The sequence below is a fragment of the Pseudomonas sp. GW456-E7 genome, assembly GCF_059424105.1.
Window position 1 is genome coordinate 91793 of sequence record NZ_JBWKZB010000018.1, and the last position, 22325, is coordinate 114117.

A 22325-nucleotide genomic window follows, 5' to 3' on the forward strand; every position below is an offset into this window, starting at 1 on the left:
CCCTACAGCGAGAAGCCCGATGTTGACCTTGAGTAGCGAACGTCTTCAACGAGAGATTCAGGCAGCGTCCCTCAAGGCAATCGAACAATTTCGCAAGGACTTCCCGAACGCCGAGGTCTGCGGATTCGCGTTGTATTCAGACGCCGATGCGCGAAGCCTGGCGCCGGCCTTTAATACCAAAGACCACCTGACACGTTTGCAGGCTGAAAATCCCGATGGCCGCCAGTACTTCAAGTGGACTCCCGCCGAATGGAGCCACGAAGCCTTTGGCGGACACTTCTTCGCGGACCTGTCGAAAACGCTGTGGAGCATGGCCGACGCAAGCTCCCGGGAAAATTTCGAGCAACATCGCAGTCAGGTTTTCGCGTTATGTGTGGCAGCCATGCAAAAGCTCACAGGCTCGACTTTCGAGCACGCCGTCCATGTGTTTTCAGTTTCTGACTTTGAAAACGCACCTGAGGAAATCGCCTGGATCTGTGCGTTGAACACTCCTGAGCAGGCCGGCGAATTCAAGTCCTGGCTGGAGCAACACTCGCACGGGTGATGTATCGATGTAGATAAAAGGCAGTTTGAACCATAACCACAATTCACAATCTGACTGTTGTTACCCCATTGCCCTCAAGTTCAAGGAAGAATACGTCGAGTACGCTAACGCTTCCAGCTCAGGGCATGGCTTTGGATCAAGGACCTTCCAATGAATCTGCCACAGTTCACCTACCACCCGGACCCTGTTTCCAGCGGCTCGGTACAACCCTCCACAAACACCTGCATCAGCTGCGACCAGGCTCGCGGCTACATCTATGTGGGGCCGGTATACGCCGTCGAAGATTACGAAGCCTGCATCTGTCCCTGGTGCATTGCCGATGGGAGCGCTCACCAACGGCTCGGCGCAACCTTTATCGATGAAGACAGCATTGGTCTGGACGCTGAAGAAGAACTTGATGAAGCGCTGGTCACCGAGTTGAGCCAGCGCACACCCGGTTTTAATGGCTGGCAGCAGGAACGATGGTTTACCCATTGCAATGACGCAGGCGAGTTCATCGGCAAGGCAGGCCATACCGAGCTGCTTGCACTAGGGGTAGAAGCAATGACTGCCGTACAGGACGCGACGGGGCTGGAGGAGGGGCCTCAATGGCACAGGTTCTTCAGTGCACTGGACAAGGACCACGGCCCTACAGCCTACCTCTTCAGATGCCGCCATTGCTCTACGTTGGGTGCCTATCAAGACAACCATTGAAGGAAAAACCAAGCGTATTGAGTCCGATCTCACCGCTATAGCAAGGACGACTGTCATGTCCCTCGTAGATACCTACCTTGCCGGTCTACGCCATGTGTTGCCGGCTGAAAACCTCGATCAACTGAAACTGGCACATGGGGCTTCGGCGACAGACTTGCAGCAGCTCACAGAGCATTATCCGCTGTGCCCGGCAAGCCTGCTGCAACTGCTCAGCCAGATCGACGGCACACACTTCAGGGATTACCACGACGGCACCGTCATGGTCCTGATGCTCGGCTCGGATGTGTTCGAGTACCCCTATTACCTCAGGTCCGTACGGCAGATACTTGAGGGCGCACACGCTCACACCCGGAGCATTGCGCAGATATATGAGGGCTACCTGGATCAGGAACCCGACCTGATCGACCCGCTTATCGACAGCACATTGCCCATGAACAAACGGCTGTGCTTCTCCCACTGCATGAACAATGGGGGAACCTCAAGACTGTATATCGACTTCAACCCGGCGCCCGGTGGAACGGTGGGTCAGGTCATGCGATTTCTGCACGACCCTGACAGCTACAAAGTCATTGCGCAAAGCTTCGATTACTACCTGCAACAGCTGATCGATGACCACTACTCGTTTATCTACGAGGATGAATAACGTCAGCGTTGGTCGATTGCTGCCCATCACTGCAGACCGCAATCGGCCATAAGCAGGCATTCATACAACGTCCGCGTTTTCCTGATTGCCAGGATGGGAGAGGGGAACGGTGTAGCTCATCATCATTCCTGGCAGACGACTCTTCCTTTGTTTTGTGCGCATCAATTATTTATCCGTACTCAGTCCGTTTGGATTGGTTTCCAGGTCAGGACTTCTCAACGAGTAAGGCCTTGAAGGCGGGTATGCAATTGTCTCCCTGCAGACTCTTCGACTCTAACGTTATCATTACCGGAAAATCGTCAAATGCGAGGAAGAAGTACTCGTTGTCTATCAGCACCTCCCAAATACGCACGTCAGCACCGTCAGACTTGCTGATGACCGATCCCCCAAGTAGTCCAAGAATAAACTCTGCATACTCAGGAAAAGACTCCCAATCGACACTCGATGTCAGGTTCAGGCATGATCGGCCGGCGTGCATTTTTTCAATAGTCAGTTCGCTTGGGACTATTTTGTTTTTCATCAGAATCTATCTCCGCCACCTGCTCTTGTTCGCACGTGCAGGCCGCCTCGTTCCCAGACGAGCGTCTTGGAGATCCTGGCGTTCAGTACCATTGCATACCTCCTGCTGCCCCGGCGTCCTGGTGACCCTTGGATGAAAAGCCGTCTATGCCTGGCCTTGGCTTGACCGACCCTGCCAATCGCGCAGCCATTGCAAGCCCGTGGAGGTGTCGCCCCGTGGCCGGTACTCGCAACCGACCCAACCGGTGTACCCCAGTTGATCGATCAGCTCGAACAGGTAGGGATAGTTCAGCTCGTTGTTCATGTCCGGTTCGTGGCGATCCGGTACGCCCGCGATCTGGATATGGCCGATGCCGGCGAAATCCCGTCGCAGCTTCGTCGCCACGTCACCCTCGACGATCTGGCAATGGTAGACGTCGAACTGGACCTTGAGGTTGGCCTGGCCGACCGCTTTGCAGATGGCCTGGGCCTGATGTTGGTGGTTGAGGAAAAACCCCGGCATGTCGCGGGTATTGATCGGCTCCAGCAATACGGTGATGCCAGCCTTGGCGGCTTGTGTCGCTGCGTGGCTGAGGTTTTCCAGGTAGGTTTGCTGGTGCCTGGCGCGATCCGCTTCGTTGGCCAGCAGCCCGGCCATGACATGGATGCGGTCGTTGCCCAGTACCGCGGCGTATTCCAGGGCCTTGTCGAAACCGGCGCGGAACTCCGACTCACGGCCTGGCAAGGACACGGTGCCTTTTTCGCCGGCCGCGATATTGCCAGGCGGTGCGTTGAACAGGGCCTGGACCAGGCCATTGTCGTCGAGCCGCTGTTTCAATTGCTGTGGGCTGTAGTCGTAGGGGGACATGTATTCCACTGCCTGAAAACCATCGGCGGCGGCGGCGGCGAAACGGTCGAGAAAGTCATGTTCGGGGTAGAGCATGCTGAGGTTGGCAGCGAAACGAGGCATGAAGACTCCTGCGGTCAAAAAAATCGATCTGTGGGTTACCACTGCACACCAAAGGCTTCGTGCAATTCATCCAGCGCCGCCTGGTGCAGCGGAGCCGGTCGTGGATTGCTCATCAGCCACAGGCGTGCGGTTTCTTCCAGCTCCTCCAGGGCGTAGCTGGCTTTGGACACCGAGCTTTCCCAGACCACCGGGCCCAGGCGTTCCAGCATCACGCCGCGCACGCGGTTGGCCAGTTGCGCCACACGTTCGGCCACCTTCGGTGAGCCCGGACGTTCATAGGCGATCAGCGGGATGTGCCCGACCTTCATCACCTGATAGGGCGTCAGCGGCGGCAGGATGTCATCCTCGTGCCAGACACCGGCCAGCGTCAATGCCACCAGGTGGGTCGAGTGGGTGTGTACCATGCCTCCAACCCCCGGGTTGCGATCGTAGACCTGGCGGTGCAGGGCGAGGGTCTTTGACGGTTTGTCGCCGCTGACCCATTCACCCGCGAGGCTGACCTTGGCAATCGCGGCCGGGTCGAGGCGCCCCAGGCACGCGTCCGTCGGCGTGATCAACCAGCCGTCCTCCAGCCGGGCGCTGATGTTGCCGGCGCTGCCCACCGTGTAGCCACGGGCATACAACGAAGCGCCGACCTCACAGATCTCTTCGCGCAGGGCGCTTTCGTTACTCATGCCGGTACTCCTGCCAGTTGCTTGAGGGCTTTGTCAAAGAAATCCGCGCCACCGAAATTGCCCGACTTGAGCGCCAGGGCCAGCGGTTCTCCGGGCATACTGACGCAAGCGGGTACACCCGGGTCGATTTGTGCGCCGATCTGCAGAAGCTGGATGTTCAGCGCCTGGACCACGGCCCCCGAGGTTTCCCCTCCGGCGACCACGAAGCGTCGGACACCTGCCTCGCGCAGCCTGCCGGCGATCCGGCCCATGGCCTGCTCGACCAGATGCCCGGCGCGCTCGGCGCCTAACTCACCTTGCACCGCCTTGACCTCATCCGGGGTACTGGTGGCGTAGATCAGCACTGTTTGCGAATGATCAGCGGCGAAGGCCAATGCCTCCTCGATGACTGGCTGTCCCGCCGCCAGGGCCAGGGGGTCGATACGAAAGGCCGGACGACCTGCCTGCAACCAGGTCGCTACCTGGCCATTGGTGGCCTGGGAAGCGCTGCCCGCGAGCACCACTTCACCGCCTTCGACCGCAGGCAGTTGTGCGGCGTCCAGGTCGCGCAATTGGCCGGCGCGTCGAAAGTTGTCCGGCAAGCCCAGCGCCAGTCCGGAGCCGCCGGTGAGCAGCGCCAGGTCGGCGCAGGCTTCGCCCAGCACATGGAGATCGGCATCGGACAAGGCATCGGCGACGGCCATGCGCACCCCGTCGGCGCGAAGCTGCGCGATGCGCGCTCGCACGCTCTCGACGCCACCGGACACGCTGTCATGGCGCAGCAGGCCGACCTTGCCCCGGGTCTGCGCTTGCAGCACGCGAACCAGATTCGCGTCCGTCATCGGTGTCAGCGGGTGATGCTGCATGCCCGATTCACTGAGCAATTGGTCCTGTACGAACAAATGCCCGCGAAAGACCGTGCGACCGTTTTCCGGGAAAGCCGGACACGCGAGGGTGAAATCACTGTCCAGTGCCTCGAGCAAGGCGTCGCTGACCTGGCCGATATTGCCGGCCGGGGTCGAGTCGAAGGTCGAGCAATATTTGAAGAAAATCTGTTCGCAGCCACGCTCGCGCAGCCAGCGCAACGCTTCGAGCGATTCCTTCACGGCATCGGCGGCCGGCACGGTCCGCGACTTCAGGGCGATGACGATAGCGTCGGCGTCGAGTTGGCCGGCGACATCGCCGGCGGGTATGCCGATGCTTTGCACGGTGCGCATGCCGCCGCGCACCAGCATGTTGGCAAGATCGGTGGCACCGGTGAAGTCGTCGGCGATGCAGCCCAGCAGCGGCCGGGCAGGGGCATTCAACATGTTGAACTCCTCAATCGGGTTTAGCCGGGCAGGTACTCGTTGATGAACTGCTCGATCACATCGGTGAAATCCTCGTCCGCGGTGAAGCCCAGGTCCCGGGAGTAGGTGGCGCAAAAGGCGCCTGGCCAGGAGCCGACGATGCGCTCGATCGCCGGATTGCGTTCCATGCGGATCCGCCCGGCCACTTCTGCACCGGCCGTCTGGCGCAGGGCGTCGATCATCCGTTCGACGGTGATCGACAGGCCCGGCATGTTGATCACCCGACCCTGGGTCAATTGCGCGCCGGACAGTTCATGACCATGGATCAGGTTGGCAATCGCCTGCGCGGGCGACATCAGCCAGAGCCGGGTATCGAGCGGTACCGGGCAGACGCTGGGTTGGCCGTTGAGCGGCTCGCGGATGATGCCGCTGGCGAAGCTGGACGCGGCGAGGTTGGGCTTGCCCGGGCGCACCACGATGGTCGGCATGCGCAGGCTGCGACCATCGACGAAGGCGCGCCGGCTGTAGTCGGCGAGCAGCAGGTCGTTCATGGCCTTTTGCGTGCCATAGGAACTCTGCGGCGCCCAGACCTGATCATCGCGCACACGTTCCGGCAACTGCCCGCCGAACACCGCGACCGAGCTGGTCATCACCCATTTCGGGCAGGTACCGAGCCGGCGAACGCGTTCGAGCATGTTCTGGGTGGCGGTGAAGTTGATGCGCATGCCCAGTTCGAAGTCGCCTTCGGCCTGGCTGGAAACCACCGCCGCCAGATGGAAGATGCTGTCGGTGTTGGCATCGATCAGGGAGTCCAGCACTTCAGGGTTGGCGATATCGCCACACACCACTTTTACTCGGGGATCATCGATCCCCGTGAGTTCGACCATGTCGAAGGCGACGATTTGCCCGATGGGCCGGGACTGGCCAGTACGGTCGGTGAGCGAGCCACGCAGCAACAGCGCTTCGATCAGGCGGCGGCCGAGGAAGCCGGCTGCACCGGTCACGAGAATATTCATGAGTTACTCCAAACGTCAGCGGTTGACGAGTTTTCCGGGAATTCTGAAGACCAGCAGGGCGCCGAGGAACAATGCGCTTGCCATCACATACATGCCGATCGTGGTGCTGTGGGTGGCGTCCTTGAGGAAACCCATCAAGTAAGGCGAGACGAAGCCCGCCAGGTTGCCCCAGGAATTGATCAGGGCAATGCCGGCTGCCGCTGCCGTGCCGCCGAGGAAGGCAGTCGGCAAGCTCCAGAACAAGGGCAGGGTGCTCATGGCTCCCATCGAGCCCAGGGTCAGGCCGATCATGGAAACCGTGAAGTTGTCGCTCCAGGTGGCGGAGATGAACAGGCCGATGCCGCCGAGCACGGCGGTCAGCGCCAGGTGCCAGCGCCGCTCGCGCAGCCGGTCGGCGCTACGCGAGACCAGGATCATGGTCATTGCTGCCGCCGCGTAAGGGATGGCAGTGAGCATGCCGACCTGCAAGACATCGCTGACGCCGGCCTGGCGGATAAGGGTCGGCAACCAGAAACCGACGGTGTAGAAACCGGCGATCATGCAGAAGTAGATGGCCGTCAGCAGCCAGATGCGCGGCTGCAGGAACACCTCTTTGAGGCTGTGTTTCTGGTGGCCGGCGGACTCCGCGTCGATGCGCGTCTGCAGCAGGGCTTTCTCTTCCCGGGTGAGCCAGCCGGCACTGGAGATGCGGTCGCTGAGGCAGAAAATCACCAGGATACCGACGGCGATCGAGGGCAGTCCTTCGAGAAAGAACAGCCATTGCCAGCCGGCAAACCCGTGGTCACCGTTGAAGGCGCTCATGATCCAGCCGGACAACGGCGCGCCGATCAAGCCGGACAGCGGCACGGCGGTGGCGAACAGGGCATACATCTTGCCGCGACGATGGGTCGGGAACCAGTAGGACAGATAGAGGATGACGCCCGGGTAGAACCCGGCTTCGGCGATCCCCAGCAGGAAGCGCATGATGTAGAAGGACATTGGCGTACTCACCAGTGCCATGGCCGAGGAGATGATTCCCCAGGTGATCATGATGCGTGCGATCCACAACCGCGCGCCGACGCGATGCAGGATCAGGTTGCTGGGAATTTCCACGAGGAAGTAGGCAATGAAGAAAATCCCTGCGCCAAGGCCGTAGACGGCTTCGGAAAATTGCAGATCGTCGGACATCTGCAATTTGGCGAAACCGACGTTCACCCGGTCCAGATAGGCGACCAGGTAACACAGCAACAGCAGCGGCAGGATACGCCACGCCACTTTGCGATACGCCAGATCCTCGAAGCGATCGGCGGGCACGGCGGCACCGGTTTGAATCACTGATTCAGTCATGTGTTTCCCCCATCCTTATTTTTGTAGTGGGTGACGTTGTTTTTGTCGGATTACATGATGTGGCGTTTTTTATCATAATACGTCATACGAATTCAACGGCTAAATCGAGGGAGGACGGCGGGTCTAAAATGCAGTACCGTTCACCGATTTGAGCCCAGAGATGCCTATGCCCATTCCTGACAAATCTTCCTGTAGCCCCGATGCGCTGGGTGTCCTGAAGGACTCCGCCAAGGGCACGTTGTCCGATCAGGTGACGGCGGCCCTCAAGGCCTATATCGCCAGCGGCGAAGCGCTGCCGGGCGATCGCCTGCCCACCGAGCCCGTACTCTCGGAACGTTTCGGCGTTAGTCGGACAGTCATCCGCGAGGCGATCTCGCGCCTGAAGTCAGCCGGTCTGGTGGAGGTTCGCCAGGGCAGCGGTACCGTGGTCAGTGAAGGGGCGCACATCAAGGCGTTCACGATCGACCTGGATGTCGGCGGCTCGATCGAGGCGGTATTGAGGGTCACCGAATTACGCCGCGGCATCGAAGGCGAGGCGGCGGCACTGGCGGCCCAGCGGCATTCACCTGCGCAGCTGGAGGCCATCCACCAGGCGCTGAAGGCCATTGATGCAGCCGAGCAGGCGGGTCGCGATGGGGTAGAGGAAGACCTGGGGTTCCATCACTCCATTTCCAGGGCTACCGGCAATCCGCTGTACCCCTCATTGCACGAGTTCATTGCGCAATTCATCAAAGAGGCGATCCGCATCACGCGCTCCAACGAGGAGCGCCGCCGGGATCTGGCCAAGACCGTGCGGGCCGAACACTTCGCGGTGTATTCGGCCATTGCCGCGCGCGACCCCGAAGGCGCGCGACATGCGGCGCTCAATCACATCAATAACGCAGTCGAGCGGCTCAAGAGCGCCGATCCCTCGTTCTGGCAGAACCCGGGAACGAGAAAGTCCTAGCCTCTCAGTCGAGATGGCTGCCCACCACGTCGACTATCCGCTGAGCAATCTGCAGGGCGTGGGTCTCCAGCGCGAAGTGGCCGGTATCGAGCATCTCGACCACCGCATCGGGGTTGTCACGCTTGTAGGCCTCGGCACCTGGCGGAATGAAAAACGGATCGCCCTTGCCCCAGATCGCCAGCGTCGGCACTTGGGCATCGCGCAAGAATTGCTGGAACGCCGGGTACAGCTTCAGGTTGTTCCGATAGTCATAAAACAGATCGAGCTGGATGTCCTTGTTACCGGGCCGTTCCAGCAATAGCGCGTCCAGGTGATAACCCTCGGGTGCAATGAGATCGGGGTTGCTCACGCCTTCCACATACTGCCAGCGCGTGCCTTCCAGGTGCAGGATGGCATCGTGGATCACCTGGCGATTGGCGGGCGACGGCTCGTCCCAATACCGGCGGATCGGCGCCCAGGCATCCCCCAGGCCTTCGAGATAGGCATTGCCGTTCTGCGAAACGATCGCGCTGACCCGCTCCGGGTACGCCAGCGCCAGGCGCAGGCCGACCGGCGCCCCATAGTCGAAGAAGTACATCCCGTAACGCTTGAGGCCCAGCCCATCGACGAACTGGCGGATCGTCTCGCCGATGGCATCGAAGGTGTAGACGTAGTGGCGTTCGGCAGGCACCTCGGTGAAACCGAAACCGGGCAGATCCGGCGCAATCAGGCGGTACTTGTCTGCGAGCCGCGGGATCAGGTCCCGGAACTGGTGCGACGAGCTGGGAAAGCCGTGCAGCAGCAAGAGTACGGGAGCGTCGGCAGCACCGGCCTCGCGGTAGAAAACCCTGATGCCGTCGGCTTCGACGAATTTACAGGCAACGGTGGTGTGCGCGAGCGTGGTCATGACGGATCTCCAATGTAACTGTTTAAAGTTATTTATACGGGTTACCTGTTTTCATTTTGCACGGACTTTGTAACTGGTCAAATCTTTTTTGTAGGTTACAATCCGTGCATCGATTCCCGGGAGATTTCCATGACTGACGCCGTCGCCACGCCTGACTTGCCCGTACCGCTGGTGCTGGCCGACCATCCGGCGCTGGACCTGCTGAACACCCGAATGGTGGTCGACGGCCAGCGGCGCGACCTGCTCAACAGCGATGCCGACGCGGCGCGCTGGCTGGAGCAGATCGGTGTCGGTCGGGCGACGGACGTGGCAGTGGGGGACGGGCAGTTGCTTGCCCGATTGCGCAAGCTGCGCGACTGCATCGAGGGCCTGCTCGCCGCCCGTCGAGAGAACCGCGAGGCGGATCCGGCAGCGCTCAATGCCTTTCTGCTGCGGGTCGTGCCGCAACTGGTGTGGGAGGAGGCGGGCGCGCCGGTGCTGGATCGCCTGCACCAGCGCGATGCCGGCCACCAGCGTCTGGGCAGGCTCGCTTACGCCGCCGCGGAGTTGCTGGCCGAAGGCGATTTCAGCCTGGTACGCAAATGCGAAAGCGCCGAATGTTCATTGATGTTTTACGACCGCACCAAATCCCACAAACGACGCTGGTGCAGCATGGCGCTGTGTGGAAACCGGCATAAGGTCGCCGAATTCCGCAAGCGACGCCAGGGTGTCGCGGACTGAAGGCCATGACGCTGCGTGGTATTGGCGGGGCAGCACCCCGGTCAGCCTGAACCACAGTCATCCGATCTTTCATCGCGCGTTGCGGCCTGTGAAGACCGCGTCGGCGAAGGGTGCGCGTTGAAATTTCCTGCCGCCATCACGCTCATCCATGGCGGTTTGTGCGAAAAACCGCCCGCTTGCCCGGGTTTTTTGCACGAATCTGCACCGTTATCGCTCGTATCATTTCACTCGGTAAAAAACGCTGAGCATTTGCGATGACAAAAAACACAACCCTGTGGGACATCAGTCCACCCTTGAGTAGCAAAACACCGACCTGGCCGGGGGACACGCCTTTTCTGGAGGAGCGGGTCTGGACCTACGGTCCCGAGTGCCCGGTGAATGTCGGACGCATCACCCTGTCACCGCACACCGGTGCCCACGTCGATGCGCCGCTGCATTACAGCGCTGACGGCGCGGCGATTGGCGAGGTCGCGTTGGATCTGTATATCGGGCCTTGCCGCGTTTTGCATTGTCTGGACAGCGGTGACCTGGTGCAGCCCGGGCAACTGGAAGGGCGTTTGCACGATGTGCCTGAGCGTGTGCTGCTGCGGACCTATCGCCAGGCACCGCTGGCTGCCTGGGACCCGGCGTTCACGGCCGTTGCCAGGGAAGCCGTCGATTTGTTGGCCAGCCTGGGTGTGAGGTTGATCGGCATCGATACGCCGTCACTGGACCCGCAGCAATCCAAGACGATGGATTCGCACCGTGCCGTGGCCCGTCACGGCATGGCCATTCTTGAGGGGGTCGTGCTCGATGACGTGCCCGAAGGGGATTACGAGTTGATCGCGTTGCCGCTACGTTTTGCCAACCTCGACGCCAGCCCGGTCCGGGCTATTTTGCGACCGTTGGGTACTCATTAATACGAGTGACCCAATCGGCAATCCGGAACCGGGCACCGGTTCCGGTAGCGGGTGTCAGGCGTTACTCTCGGTGAATTTTTCGTAGTACAACTGCACGCTGTCCAGTGCTTGTGCCTGCAGCCAGGTCTTGATCGATTCAACCATCGGCGGCGGCCCGCAGACGTACATGTCGACCGGGCTGTCGCGCAGTTCGGCGACGTCGAAGTGTTCGGCAATGTAGCCGCGCTTGCCGGTCCAGTGCGGCGACGGTTCGCTGACCACCTCGGTGTATCGCAGCCCCGGGAGGTGTTGCGCATACGCCTGGATGCGCGCCTGTTCGCACAGGTCGGCCGCATCGCGCACGCCGTAGTACAGATGCACGGGTTGCTCGCAGCCGCGCTCGGCCAGTTCGTCGAGCATGCCCAGCAAGGCGGAAAGTCCGGTGCCGCCAGCCACCAGGATCAATGGCCGGGCGACGTGCCGTAGATAGAAAGCCCCCAGCGGAGCCTCCAGAACGATGGGGTCACCCACCTGACAGCGTTCGCGGATGTAGTTGCTCATCACGCCATCGGGCAGCAGGCGAATCAGGAACTGCAGCCGATTGCTGACGCCCGGCCGGTTGGCGAAGGAGTAGGATCGCTTGTTCTCGGTCCCCGGAATCTGCAGCCGGGCGTACTGCCCGGGCAGGTAATCCAGCGACTGGCCCACATCGCCCAGATCCAGATGCAGGATCGCCGTGCTGGCCGACACCTGTTTGAGCTCGGTGACCGTTGCCGTGAGCTGATCGGGGCCGGCGGCGTTGCACAGGCTGGAAGCGAAGTCGAAATAGAACGTTGCGTCGGATTTGACCCGGGTCTGGCAGGTGAGCATTTTGCGTTGTTGCAGGTCCTGGCTGGAGAGGGCTTCCTCATCCACATAGTCCTGGCTGTAATCGCCCGACTCGCAGCGCCCCTGGCAGGTTCCGCAGACGCCTTCGCGGCAGTCCAGGGGGATGTTGATGCCATTGCGCAGGGCGGCGTCGAGCAGGATTTCATTGGCCTGCACAGGGAAGAACAGCGTTTTGCCGTCGGCAAAGCTGAACGCGACTTTATGGTTCATGCCCGGTCTCCCTGGGTTCAGAGGTGATAGAAGTCGAGTACCGAATTGATGGTGTCGTTGAGCAGCAACACATGCTTGCGAACGATCAGCCAGCTATCGGCGTGGGGCTTGAGGCGGTAGGTCGCGCGGCCGAAAAACTGTTCGGTCGTGGCCAGGCGGTAATACAGGGTGTGCCAGTTCAGCTGCACTTGCAGCTCGTCGTTTTCCAGGGGGGCGATCCGCACGTTGCTGATCTGATGCAGGGTGCGCGGCATCGGCGTCGAGGACGCGGACTTGCCCGTGCGCAGGCGGAACACGCGGTCTTCCAGGCCTGAACGGTTGGGGTAATAGATCAGCGACATTTCGCGTTTGGGGTCGCGGGTGTAGACGTGTTCGGAGTCCCATTGCGGCAAGTGGAACTCGCTTTGCTCGGCGAACAGCTGGACATAGGCATCCCAGTCCTGGGCGTCGCACAGTTCGGATTTGCGATAGAAAAACTGTTCGATCCGGTACTGCAGTTGCGCATTCATCATTGCACCTCACGGAGTTTCAGGGATTTGGCGTCCAGGCCGTCGAGCAGGAATTTCTGCCAGTTGCTGTGCTGGTTGACGTAAAGCCCTTCATGGGTGAATTCGGTGCCGGTCATGGCCGGGGCAATGCCGATCGCTTCGCTGTTGGGCGTGGCGCCGCTGGCCCAGCGGTGACTGCCGCGGGAGATATCGCTCCAGCGTTCCAGGCGCGCCTGGAAGCCACGCTGGGCTTCCCGGAATTCCACCAGGTCATCCGGCGTGCCCAAACCCGAGACGTTGAAGAAATCCTCGAACTGGCGAATGCGGTTTTCGCGGTCGGCGTCCGACTCGTTCTTGACCCCCAGGCACTGGCTGATGATTTCGGTCTTGTTCCACGCCACCGGACGGATGATGCGCAATTGCGAGCTGATCTGATCGAGGAAAAACAGGCTCGGGTAGATGTTCAGGTTGCGCAGGCGATGCATCATCCACTCGGCTTTTTGCTGGCCATGTTCTTCGATCAGCCGCGGCATGATCGTCGCGTAGCCGGAGCGTACCGAAGGGTTGGGCATGTCGCTGAACAGCAGGCTGTGACCGTTGTTGAACGCGAACCAGCCATCATCGGTATTGGCATCGCCGGCGCCGAGCTTGCTGTAGTCGAGGGTGTTGCTGGCGGCGTTGCCGTTTTCGCTGTTGACCTGCTGGCGATGTTGCACCGTGGCGACGTAGTTGTAGTGGACGGTGCTGACGTGATAACCGTCGAGGCCGTTTTCGTTTTGCAGCTTCCAGTTGCCGTCGTAGGTGTAGGCCGACTTGCCGGGCAGTACTTCCAGCTCACCGGTTGGCGACTGGGCGACCATCATGTCGAAGAACACTTTGGCATCGCCGAGGAAGTCTTCCAGACTGTTGTCGGCGTGCACATCCAGGCTGATGAAGACGAAACCCTTGTAGCTCTGGATGCGGGCTTTTTTCAGACCGCGTGTGGCTTTGTCGAAGCCTTCCGGGTACTCGCCCGGTGCCTTGACCTTGACCAGGCGGCCATCGCTTTTGTAGCACCAGGCATGGAACGGGCAGGTGAAGGTCGATTGATTGCCCTTGCCCACGCGGGTCAGCGTCGTGCCGCGATGCTGGCAGGCATTGATCAGTGCATTGAGCCGACCCTCACCGTCGCGGGTAATGATCATCGGCTGGCGACCGGCGCGCACTGTTACGAAGTCGTGGTTGTTGGCCAGTTCGCTTTCGTGGCAGGCGTAGATCCAGTTCTTCTCGAAGATCAGTTCCATCTCCAGATCGAACAGCTGCGGTTCGGTGAAAATCTCCCGGGCGATGCGGAACACGCCTTCTGCGGGACGGAAGTCCAGGCAGCTTTCGATAAACGTTTTCCATTGCTCGACGTTTCTTTCGCCACTCATGGTGTGCACCTTTTTTTATTCGGCTAATCGGTGCGCTCATTAGAGAAGCGGGGCGGGTGATGGTCTATCCGATAAGTTGGCGAAGGCAGTCCGTAAAATTGGGGAGCAGGTAACAGTCGGTTGGGCAGCGATGACACAAATCCGCCACCAGGTGATAAACGGCTGCACCTGATGGCGCCAATCAGATACTGTTTTGCACGACGTCGAGTGCGGATCGAGGGCTTTTGCGGCTTCGCCAGCCATGTCTTGTCCGCTTAGTTGCCATTCACTATCCGTTAATTCGGTGTCGACGTTTTATGGCGTGGAAGTTGCTCCCATCCCGCCTGACAAGCGCCACCAGAGCGCGCAGAACCAGACTCCGTGAGTGCACCATGATGAGTAGCAAAGTGGATCCGCAGTTTCGCGACATTCGTGTCGACAGCGATGACCTGGAGGCTGCCAGAAGCTGGATGTCCGGTATTTGCGGACCCCATCGACTCGTGAGCGCGACCCCCGAACGGATCCGCTTTCATCACAACGCCAACATGTTCAAATCGATGGCCACCACCTTGGGCACCATCGAATACGGCACCGACGTCACCATCGATATCGAAGACGCCGAGCACTTCAGCAGCTATAGCCTGAGCCTGCCGTTGTCGGGCGAACAGGAGCTGAGCAAGGCGGGCAGCGTGGTCAGGTCAGACCGCGATCAAGGGGTCATCATTTCCCCCAATGAACACCAACTGCTGGCGATTTCCGGTGACTGTCGCAAGGTCCAGGTGGTGATTACCCGAGTGGCGATGAGCGAGGCTCTGGAAGGGATGCTGCAACGGCCGCTGGATGCGCCGCTGCGCTTCGAACCGATGATGGATGCGATCGATGGGGCGTCGGCGTCGTGGTGGCGCATGGCGCGTTATTTCATCGACGAGCTGGAGCGAAGCAGTGAACTCTTCGAGCAGGTGGCCTTCACCCGGGACATTGAAAGCTCGCTGATCAAGGGCTTGATCCTCGCCCAGCCCAACAACTATTCGCAGGAGCTGCGGGACGCGTTGGGCGTGAAATTGCCGCACTACCTGGTCAGGGCTCGACAGTACATCCACGACAACGCCCGCGAAGCGTTGCACCTGGAGGACATCGAAGCCGCTGCCGGTGTTTCACGCTTCAAGTTGTTCGACGCGTTCAGGAAGTACTTCGCCTTGTCGCCAATGGCCTACCTGAAAAAGTATCGCCTGAATGCCGTACGCCAGGAGATTCTCGAGCACGGCTCGTCACGCAACATTTCCGGGATAGCCATGGGCTGGGGGTTCATGCACCTGGGCCGTTTTTCCACCGAATACCGCAAGCTGTTCGACGAAACCCCGAGCATGACGTTGCAGCGCAAGGAGGCCCGGCGCCTGCACGGGCTCTGAAGGACGCCGCGGTCTTACTTGCGTACCACCAGATCGAGCAACTGCTCGCGCTCCTTGATTTTCTGCAGGACGATCTCCGAACGTATGTCGGTGACGCCGGCGGTGCGGTTGAGGTGATTGACGATGAAATCCGAGAAGTGTTTGAGGTTGCGGGCCTGGACCCGCAACACATAGTTGCTCGCCCCGGTAATGACATAGGCGGTGACCACCTCCGGCCACTGCTGGACCTTCTTGATGAAGGTCTCGTGCCAGTCCTCGACGTCCTGTCGCAACGACACATGGACGATGGCTTCCAGCTCGATGCCCAACCGTTCGGCATTCAGTACCGCGCGATAGCCGGTGATGATTCCTTCGCTTTCCAGCAGGCGCAACCGGCGCAGGCAGGCCGACGGTGACAAGGCGACTTTCTCCGCCAGCTCCTGATTGCTGATTCGGCCATCCTGTTGCAACTGATGCAGGATTCGCAGGTCTGTCGAGTCAAGATTCATGGTTTGAATAAATCCGCGTTTATGGGTATTGGATTCGAATTATCTGCGAAATAACTACTACATGGCTGGTTACTTTGCACGAAAATTCTCCAAAGGTTCGTTCATTATCTCTCTACCCAAAGGCAAGTTGATCGCCTTGAACCAGGGCGCCTGATCCGGCTGATGCAACCCGCCCGGATGGCGTCCCATGACAAAAAAACAGGACACTCGATGACGACAAGAAACAGTTGCCTGGCGCTTGATGCCCAGGACGCTCTGGCGCCCCTGCGCCAGCAATTTGCGCTCCCCGAAGGGATTATCTACCTCGATGGCAATTCCCTCGGTGCGCGGCCGGTCGCGGCATTGGCGCGGGCACAAGCGGTGGTCGCCGAGGAATGGGGCAATGGCTTGATCCGCAGCTGGAACAGCGCTGGCTGGCGCGAGCTGTCCGAGCGTCTGGGCGACCGCCTGGCGGGTTTGATCGGCGCGGGGGCGGGTGAAGTCGTGGTGACCGATACCACCTCGATCAACCTGTTCAAAGTGCTGAGCGCTGCCTTGCGCGTACAGGCCACAAGGTCACCCCAGCGGCGAGTGATCGTCAGCGAATCGAGCAATTTCCCCACCGACCTGTACATCGCCGAAGGCCTGGCGCAGATGCTGCAACAGGGTTACACCCTGCGCCTGGTCGACAGTCCTGAAGCCTTGCCGCAAGCCATTGACCAGGACACGGCGGTGGTCATGCTCACCCACGTCAATTACAAGACCGGCTACATGCATGACATGCAGGCCCTGACCGCGCTGACCCACGAATGTGGCGCGCTGGCCATCTGGGACCTGGCGCATTCCGCAGGCGCAGTACCGGTCGATCTGCACCAGGCGGGTGCCGACTACGCCATCGGCTGCACCTACAAGTACCTCAATGGCGGGCCGGGATCGCAGGCCTTTGTCTGGGTTTCGCCGTCATTGTGCGATCTGGTGCCGCAACCCTTGTCCGGCTGGTTCGGGCACTCGCGGCAATTCGCCATGGAGTCGCATTACGAGCCGAGCAGCGGCATCGCGCGTTACCTGTGCGGCACTCAACCGATCACCTCATTGGCGATGGTCGAGTGCGGCCTGGACGTGTTCGCCCAAACGGACATGGCCAGCCTGCGCCGCAAATCCCTGGCCCTGACGGACCTGTTCATCGAACTGGTCGAGCAGCGTTGCGCGGCTCACGAACTGAAGTTGATCACGCCGCGCGAACACGCCAGACGCGGCAGTCATGTCAGCTTCGAACACCCCGAAGGTTATGCGGTGATCCAGGCCCTGATCGACCGTGGCGTGATTGGTGACTATCGCGAACCGCGCATCATGCGGTTCGGTTTCACCCCGTTGTACACAACCTTCACCGAAGTCTGGGATGCGGTGCAGATCCTCGGCGAGATCCTCGACCGGAACACCTGGTCGCAAGCGCGATACCAGGTTCGCCACAGCGTGACTTGAACCTTGCGGCGTCCTTGTCCAGCTGCGGGCATTTTCCCGCAGCGGGCGTTCGGTCGCCGGCAATAACCAGTTCTGCAATCACAATAATAAGGAGCACGCAGAATGAAACTGTCCCTCTGGCCTGCCTTGCCGCTCGCCATCTCCAGTTGCCTTGGCCAAATGGCCTGTGCCGCCTCTGACAACGGATTTGTCGAAGACAGCAGCCTGACCCTGACCAACCGCAACTTCTATTTCTACCGCAACAACCTCAACAACCCCGGCGGTCAGAACTATCGGGACGAGTGGGCCCACGGGATCATGCTCGACTACCGCTCCGGCTACACCCAGGGAACGGTGGGTTTCGGGGTCGACGCCTACGCGCAGTTGGGCATCAAGCTCGACAGTGGCAAGGGGCGCACGGGCACAGGGTTGTTGCCGGTCGATTCCGATGGCCGTCCCGAGGATGAGTACTCCGAAGCCGGTGGTGCGCTGAAGGCGCGGATTTCGCAGACCGAGCTCAAGTACGGCAACCTGACACCGCTCAATCCGGTGTTCGGCACCGGCAATGCGCGACTGTTCACCAGCAGTGCCACCGGCTTCCAGCTGACCAGCAATGAGCTCAAGGCATTACGACTGGACATTGGCCACTTCACTGCCGGCAACGACAATAATTCGACCAATGCCGATGGCGCCCTTAAAGCGCTGTATGCCGGGGTGGAAACCCGCAGCGTCGATTACCTGGGTGGCAGCTATGCGCTGAGCGATCAGTTGAGTGTCAGCCTGTACGGTTCTCAGTTCACCGACATCTGGCGGCAGTACTACGGCAACGTCAATTACTCCTATGTGCTGACGCCAGACCAGTCGCTGAACCTGGATTTCAATCTCTACCGCACCAACGATAACGGCGACAGCCTGGCCGGAAGGATCGACAACACCACCTGGTCGTTTGCCACCGCGTACAGGTTCGGAGCTCATCGGGTGACCCTGGCGTACCAGCGGGTCGATGGCGAAGAACCGTTCGATTACCTGGGTTTCGACCAGCAACCGGGCACGTCGATTTTTCTCGCCAACTCGATTCAGGTCCTCGACTTCAACGCCCCCAACGAACGCTCCTGGCAACTGCGCTATGACCTGGACATGGCGCCTTTCGGCGTGCCGGGGCTGAGCTTCATGTCGCGTTACGTCAGTGGCGACCACATCGATGACAGCCATTACGACGGCGGACCCAATGGCGCCTATGGACGTTACGGCGATGACGGCAAGCGCTGGGAACGCGACCTCGAGGCGCGCTATGTCGTGCAGTCGGGCAAGGCCAGGGACCTATCAATACGCGTGCGCCAGGCCAGTGTGCGCTCCACCGCGCAAGTCGCCCGCGCCGACACCACGGACAACAACGAAGTCCGGGTGATCGTCGAATATCCACTGAGTATTTTCTGATCCGTGTCCTGCTGTGCGTGGCTGATCCCCACCGTTTAACCCACGACGTGCTCTTCAAGAAAGACAAAATCCAGAGGACATAGAAATGACCGATAACTGCGGTTTCGAAACGATATCCAACCGTGAACATGGCCTGCGGCGTCAACTGACGTCGGGGCAGATGAGCATGATCGCCATTGGGGGTGCAATCGGCACCGGGCTGTTCATGGGCAGCGCCTATGCCATTGGTTATGCCGGGCCGAGCGTGCTGTTGAGCTATGCCATTGGCGCAATCATCACCTTGCTGCTGATGGGCTGTCTGGCGGAAATGACCGTGGCCCATTCGACCTCGGGTTCGTTCGGCGCCTATGCCGAATTTTATGTCAGCCCGTTGGCCGGGTTCCTGGTGCGCTATGCCTATTGGGCGGCGATCGTGCTCGCGGTCGGTACGGAAGTGACGGCGGTGGCGATGTACATGAAGTACTGGTTTGCCAACGTGCCGGAATGGATCTGGATCGTCTCGTTCTCCAGCGTGTTGATCGTGCTCAATGCCATCAGCGTGAAGACCTTCGGTACCTTCGAGTACTGGTTCTCGACCATCAAGATCGGCGCGATTGTCGGCTTCATTATCCTGGCGGTGTATGTGGTGTTCGGTTCCGGCAATCCGGAATACGGCGTGCACAATTACACCGCTCACGGCGGTTTCTTCCCCAATGGCCTGCAAGGGATGTGGATTGCGGTGATTGTGTCGATCTTCAGCTACCTGAGTGTGGAGATGATCGCAGTGGCGGCCGGTGAGGCGAAGGATCCGGAGCAAGCGGTGAAGAAAGCCTTTCGCGGGACTATCGTGCGCCTGGTGGTGTTCTACCTGTTGACCCTGGCATTGATGCTGGCGATCGTGCCTTGGGTCCAGGCTGGCCATGCCCAGAGTCCGTTCGTCACGGTCATGCAGGCCATCGGGATTCCCGGCGCCACCGGTGTGATGAATTTCGTGATCCTGATCGCGGCGTTGTCGGCGATGAACAGCCAGTTGTACATCACCACGCGCATGATGTTCAGCCTGTCTCGAGCCGGCTACGCACCAAAATCCATGGGGGTGTTGAGCAAGACCGGCATCCCGTTGAACGCGCTGTTGCTTTCAAGTTCGGGGATCGCCCTGGCGACCTTGCTCAACATCCTGTACCCGGAAAGTTCGTTCACCCTGATGATGGCGATCTCGATGTTCGGCGCGATCTTTACCTGGTTCATGATCTTCCTCACTCACTACTGTTTCCGTCGTTTTCATGAACGCAATGGCAACCGTAAATTGTCGTTCCGCATGCGTCTGTTTCCCTACAGCACATTGTTGGGGTTGGTCCTGATGGGCGCTGTGATGATCACGACCTACTTCACTGAGGCCTTCAAGATGACCCTGGTGTTCGGTGTGCCGTTCTTGCTGGTGCTTTCGGTTGTCTACGGCATTTTTTTCAGGAAAACCAAGGCCGTTACGGTGCTGAATCCGCAGCCCAGGGGCTAGACCGAAGGGAGTCCCGCTGTTGCGGGGCTCCCTTGTTTGCAGTGCACGGCCGAATATCTGTTGACCTGGCTGTTTCGTACCAACAGACTTTCTCCTTTTGTGTGTTCCTAAAGGTCCGTCTGATGCGTAAGTCATTCACTGTTGTTGCATTAAGTCTGCTTGTATCGCAGTACGCCCTCGCCGGCGAAGCCACCAACACGGCTATCGGTGGCGGTGTCGGCGGCGCCCTTGGCAGCGTGGTCGGTCAGGCTGTGGGAGGTAGCACTGGCGCTGCAATCGGAGCCGGCGTCGGTGGCGCGGCCGGGGGCGCAATGACCGCCAAGAGTGGCAAGAAGACCGAGTCCGCTATTGGCGGAGGTCTCGGTGCAGCGGGTGGCCAGGTCATCGGCAACAGTGTCGGTGGTTCCACCGGTGGCCTGATCGGCGCGGGTCTGGGCGGTGCAGCAGGGGGGGCGATCGGCAACAATCTGGCCGATGACGACGACCACCACGATTCCGGCTACAAGCACAAGAATAAACACAAGAACAAACATAAACACAAACATCACGACTGATCGCGGGTGCCGAGACAGAGCATTTGGAATGCTGTGTTTCAAAAAGGGGAGCGGGCATGGCGCTCCCCTTATGGGGGTAATACTGCATCTGTGGCGAGGGAGCTTGTCGGATCGCCGCACCGTCCCGCTGGGGCGCGAAGCGGCCCCTCCTTTCCCTAAAGAGCAGGGGACTGCTGCGCAGTCCAGCGGGAGCAAGCTCCCTCGCCACAGGTTGCTTATTGTTCGCTCTATCTCTTAAGTGAACAGCATTACCCCTATGGGGGGGCTTTCAGGTCATGCCCGAGCCGCCTTGACGTCTCGGTGATCACCCGGGTTAGAGGCCACTCGGCCACTCGTCCATGAGCCATTGGCGTTCTGCCGGTGATTCGATTGCTTTCACACAGCGTTATCCATTGATGCCGGGTGCTGACGTGTCTCACCGTCGGTCGGCTTTCTCCTGCGCGGGTTGACCCGGAGCCAGAAAGGGCTAGCTTTCATCGAGTGGGAAAAATTCCCACACCAAGATTTCAGGATAAACAATAAAGCTTACTCCCATGCCGCTCCCGGATTACAACGCGGATCGCGTTGGCACTGCTCGCGGTAAATCACCAGGAGAATGCACGATGAACACTTACCTGCTTTTCAAGAAAGGTTTATTGGCGCTGGCGATCGGTGGCGTCCTCTCGGCCTCCATCGTTTTGGTACCGGACTCCATTTCCCATGACGCCACTGCCTATGCCAAGGATGGTGGTGGTGGTGGTGGTGGTGCTCATATTCCAGTCTCGCCATTGCCACAGCCCCCCGTCACCCCGGCCACTCCGGGTGCTGTCAATGTCAGTGATGCCTCCGGCAGCAACAATCAACCCATCTTAAGCGGTAGCGGTCGTCCGGGCGACACCGTGCAGATTCTCGATAACGGTGTGGTGATTGGTGAGGTTGTCATTGGAGATGATGGTAAATGGAGTTTCACTCCAAACCCTCCTTTGGTCGATGGTGACCACAGCCTGACAGTGGTCATTAAAGATCCAGCAGGAAACACCAGTGAGGAGTCACAACCGGTTGAGTTGGTGGTCGATACCACGGCTCCCGAGCTTCCGGCTCCGGTCATCGCCGGACAGCCTGATGGCGGCATTACCGTCAGCGGTCGCGGTGAGCCAGGCGCGACCGTGAACGTGACGTTCCCGGATGGCAGCACCGGCAGCGTGGTGGTGGATGCTTCGGGCAACTACAGCATCGACAGCCCGGTGAGCGTGGTTCAGCCGGAGGGTGATCTGGTAATTAATATCACCGACAGTCATGGCAACCAATCTCCAGATATCGTGGTGGAGTATGAAGATACCACAGCCCCGGAAGCGCCGACGCCGGCGATCATAGGCAAGCCTGACGGCGGTGTTACTGTCAGCGGGCGCGGCGAGCCAGGCGCGACCGTGAACGTGACGTTCCCGGATGGCAGCACTGGCAGCGTGGTGGTGGATGCCTCGGGC

Annotated in this window: 23 protein-coding genes and 1 pseudogene; 12 read left to right on the forward strand and 12 right to left on the reverse strand. The window is 60.0% G+C overall.

Translation table 11 applies throughout. The annotated features are described in order from the left end of the window. Positions 1-22: 22 nt before the first annotated feature. The 3 genes from AC07YV_RS14000 (at position 23) to AC07YV_RS14010 (ending at position 1880) form a co-directional block, all read left to right on the forward strand. On the forward strand, positions 23-544 hold the full coding sequence (locus AC07YV_RS14000) for a DUF4303 domain-containing protein (protein WP_494990310.1): 522 nt from the start codon (positions 23-25) through the stop codon (positions 542-544). 150 nt (positions 545-694) lie between these two features. After that, positions 695-1237, forward strand: a complete 543-nt coding sequence (locus AC07YV_RS14005; protein WP_102699903.1) for a CbrC family protein — start codon at positions 695-697, stop codon at positions 1235-1237. Positions 1238-1292: 55 nt separating this feature from the next. Then, positions 1293-1880 carry an SMI1/KNR4 family protein gene (locus AC07YV_RS14010; RefSeq protein ID WP_102699904.1) on the forward strand — a complete coding sequence of 196 codons (588 nt, stop codon included), beginning with the start codon at positions 1293-1295 and terminating at the stop codon, positions 1878-1880. A gap of 205 nt (positions 1881-2085) precedes the next feature. On the opposite strand, the gene AC07YV_RS14015 is transcribed toward AC07YV_RS14010, so the two are convergent. From AC07YV_RS14015 to AC07YV_RS14045, 7 genes and pseudogenes are all read right to left on the reverse strand, one after another. Beyond that, the gene (locus tag AC07YV_RS14015; RefSeq protein ID WP_102699905.1) at positions 2086-2400 is read right to left on the reverse strand and encodes a DUF3630 family protein; all 315 of its coding nucleotides are present in this window, start codon (positions 2398-2400) and stop codon (positions 2086-2088) included. Positions 2401-2429: 29 nt separating this feature from the next. Beyond that, positions 2430-2498 (reverse strand): annotated as a pseudogene (locus tag AC07YV_RS14020) (VOC family protein); the annotation flags it as partial. Between the two features lie 46 nt (positions 2499-2544). Continuing rightward, entirely contained in the window at positions 2545-3348 is an 804-nt protein-coding gene (gene otnI / locus AC07YV_RS14025) for a 2-oxo-tetronate isomerase (protein WP_102699906.1), read from the reverse strand. A 35-nt stretch (positions 3349-3383) separates the two neighbouring features. After that, positions 3384-4022, reverse strand: a complete 639-nt coding sequence (otnC, locus tag AC07YV_RS14030) for a 3-oxo-tetronate 4-phosphate decarboxylase (RefSeq protein WP_102699907.1) — start codon at positions 4020-4022, stop codon at positions 3384-3386. Continuing rightward, positions 4019-5311, reverse strand: coding sequence for a 3-oxo-tetronate kinase (otnK, locus tag AC07YV_RS14035; protein ID WP_102699908.1), 1293 nt, complete (start codon positions 5309-5311; stop codon positions 4019-4021). The genes otnC and otnK overlap by 4 nt, the downstream gene beginning before the upstream one ends. A 20-nt stretch (positions 5312-5331) precedes the next feature. Then, positions 5332-6306: a D-erythronate dehydrogenase gene (gene denD, locus AC07YV_RS14040; protein ID WP_102699909.1), complete on the reverse strand. Its 975-nt coding sequence runs from the start codon at positions 6304-6306 to the stop codon at positions 5332-5334. 15 nt (positions 6307-6321) lie between these two features. Further along, positions 6322-7632 carry an MFS transporter gene (locus AC07YV_RS14045; protein ID WP_102699910.1) on the reverse strand — a complete coding sequence of 437 codons (1311 nt, stop codon included), beginning with the start codon at positions 7630-7632 and terminating at the stop codon, positions 6322-6324. A gap of 160 nt (positions 7633-7792) precedes the next feature. Between AC07YV_RS14045 and AC07YV_RS14050 the strand changes: the two genes are divergently transcribed. Continuing rightward, positions 7793-8578, forward strand: coding sequence for a FadR/GntR family transcriptional regulator (locus tag AC07YV_RS14050; RefSeq protein WP_102699911.1), 786 nt, complete (start codon positions 7793-7795; stop codon positions 8576-8578). A 4-nt stretch (positions 8579-8582) separates the two neighbouring features. On the opposite strand, the gene AC07YV_RS14055 is transcribed toward AC07YV_RS14050, so the two are convergent. After that, positions 8583-9464: an alpha/beta fold hydrolase gene (locus tag AC07YV_RS14055; RefSeq protein WP_102699912.1), complete on the reverse strand. Its 882-nt coding sequence runs from the start codon at positions 9462-9464 to the stop codon at positions 8583-8585. A 129-nt stretch (positions 9465-9593) separates the two neighbouring features. On the opposite strand from AC07YV_RS14055, the gene AC07YV_RS14060 reads away from it, so the two are divergent. Both AC07YV_RS14060 and kynB read left to right on the forward strand, forming a co-directional pair. After that, positions 9594-10184 carry a CGNR zinc finger domain-containing protein gene (locus tag AC07YV_RS14060; RefSeq protein ID WP_102699913.1) on the forward strand — a complete coding sequence of 197 codons (591 nt, stop codon included), beginning with the start codon at positions 9594-9596 and terminating at the stop codon, positions 10182-10184. 254 nt (positions 10185-10438) lie between these two features. Further along, positions 10439-11083, forward strand: coding sequence for an arylformamidase (kynB, locus tag AC07YV_RS14065; RefSeq protein WP_102699914.1), 645 nt, complete (start codon positions 10439-10441; stop codon positions 11081-11083). Between the two features lie 54 nt (positions 11084-11137). On the opposite strand, the gene antC is transcribed toward kynB, so the two are convergent. From antC to antA, 3 genes are read right to left on the reverse strand one after another with little or no spacing between them, the layout of a single operon-like run. After that, positions 11138-12160, reverse strand: coding sequence for an anthranilate 1,2-dioxygenase electron transfer component AntC (gene antC / locus AC07YV_RS14070; protein ID WP_102699915.1), 1023 nt, complete (start codon positions 12158-12160; stop codon positions 11138-11140). A gap of 17 nt (positions 12161-12177) precedes the next feature. Next, positions 12178-12669 carry an anthranilate 1,2-dioxygenase small subunit gene (gene antB / locus AC07YV_RS14075; protein ID WP_102699916.1) on the reverse strand — a complete coding sequence of 164 codons (492 nt, stop codon included), beginning with the start codon at positions 12667-12669 and terminating at the stop codon, positions 12178-12180. After that, positions 12669-14060 (reverse strand): anthranilate 1,2-dioxygenase large subunit, encoded by a 1392-nt coding sequence (gene antA / locus AC07YV_RS14080; protein ID WP_102699917.1) that lies wholly within the window; start codon positions 14058-14060, stop codon positions 12669-12671. The genes antB and antA overlap by 1 nt, the downstream gene beginning before the upstream one ends. Positions 14061-14434: 374 nt before the next feature. Here antA and AC07YV_RS14085 point away from each other — a divergent pair, with 374 nt between their 5' ends. Next, positions 14435-15448 carry an AraC family transcriptional regulator gene (locus AC07YV_RS14085; protein WP_102699928.1) on the forward strand — a complete coding sequence of 338 codons (1014 nt, stop codon included), beginning with the start codon at positions 14435-14437 and terminating at the stop codon, positions 15446-15448. Positions 15449-15462: 14 nt separating this feature from the next. Here AC07YV_RS14085 and AC07YV_RS14090 read toward each other — a convergent pair whose 3' ends face one another. After that, on the reverse strand, positions 15463-15936 hold the full coding sequence (locus AC07YV_RS14090; protein WP_007971266.1) for an Lrp/AsnC family transcriptional regulator: 474 nt from the start codon (positions 15934-15936) through the stop codon (positions 15463-15465). Between the two features lie 210 nt (positions 15937-16146). Between AC07YV_RS14090 and kynU the strand changes: the two genes are divergently transcribed. The 5 genes from kynU to AC07YV_RS14115 form a co-directional block, all read left to right on the forward strand. Continuing rightward, entirely contained in the window at positions 16147-17397 is a 1251-nt protein-coding gene (kynU, locus tag AC07YV_RS14095; protein WP_102699918.1) for a kynureninase, read from the forward strand. 102 nt (positions 17398-17499) lie between these two features. Then, positions 17500-18813, forward strand: a complete 1314-nt coding sequence (locus AC07YV_RS14100) for an OprD family porin (RefSeq protein WP_102699919.1) — start codon at positions 17500-17502, stop codon at positions 18811-18813. Positions 18814-18898: 85 nt separating this feature from the next. After that, entirely contained in the window at positions 18899-20308 is a 1410-nt protein-coding gene (locus AC07YV_RS14105) for an amino acid permease (RefSeq protein WP_102699920.1), read from the forward strand. A gap of 122 nt (positions 20309-20430) precedes the next feature. Further along, positions 20431-20862 (forward strand): YMGG-like glycine zipper-containing protein, encoded by a 432-nt coding sequence (locus AC07YV_RS14110; RefSeq protein WP_102699921.1) that lies wholly within the window; start codon positions 20431-20433, stop codon positions 20860-20862. Positions 20863-21464: 602 nt separating this feature from the next. Then, positions 21465-22325, forward strand: an 861-nt coding sequence (locus AC07YV_RS14115) for an Ig-like domain-containing protein (RefSeq protein ID WP_494990311.1), incomplete at its 3' end; no start/stop codon positions are given.